The sequence below is a fragment of the Allobacillus saliphilus genome, from assembly GCF_018138385.1.
GTDB lineage: Bacteria > Bacillota > Bacilli > Bacillales > Alkalibacillaceae > Allobacillus > Allobacillus saliphilus.
On the sequence record NZ_JAGSIE010000080.1, the window covers coordinates 1 to 510 of the forward strand.

At 40.6% G+C, this 510-nt stretch carries 1 protein-coding gene; it reads left to right on the plus strand.

The window, feature by feature from the left end; translation table 11 throughout:
- On the plus strand, positions 1–452 hold a 452-nt coding region (locus tag KC820_RS13140), incomplete at its 5' end, for an RNA-guided endonuclease TnpB family protein (RefSeq protein ID WP_212371718.1).
- Positions 453–510: the final 58 nt, after the last annotated feature.

The following is a 510-nucleotide window of genomic DNA, read 5'->3' on the forward strand; positions in this document are numbered from 1 at the left end:
GTAAGCAAAAAACGAAAATTGCTCGTATTCACGAAAAGATTGCTAACGCTAGAAAAGATTTTGCTCATAAACTATCTCGTGAATTAGTTGAAACTTACGATCTCATCGGCATCGAAGATTTGAGTGTGTCCAATATGCTCAAAAACAAGAATCTAGCAAAATCCATTAGCGATGCTTCTTGGAGAGAATTTGTCACAATGCTTACGTACAAAGCAGAGTGGTACGGCAGTGAATTAGTTCAAGTTGACAATAAGTATCCTTCCTCCCAACTTTGTTCTAGCTGTGAATACAAAAATACTAACGTTAAAAACCTGACCGTTCGCAAATGGGTTTGCCCAAATTGTGGTTCTAAACACGACCGGGATATTAACGCTGCCCAAAATATTAAAAAAGAGGCGAAACGCCTCTATGGTTTTAATCCGATAACCGTAGGGACTACGGGGATAGCCTGATTATTTCCGCTCAATAGAGTGGATGACCCAGGAATCTCCCTCCTCAAAACGCGCTAGC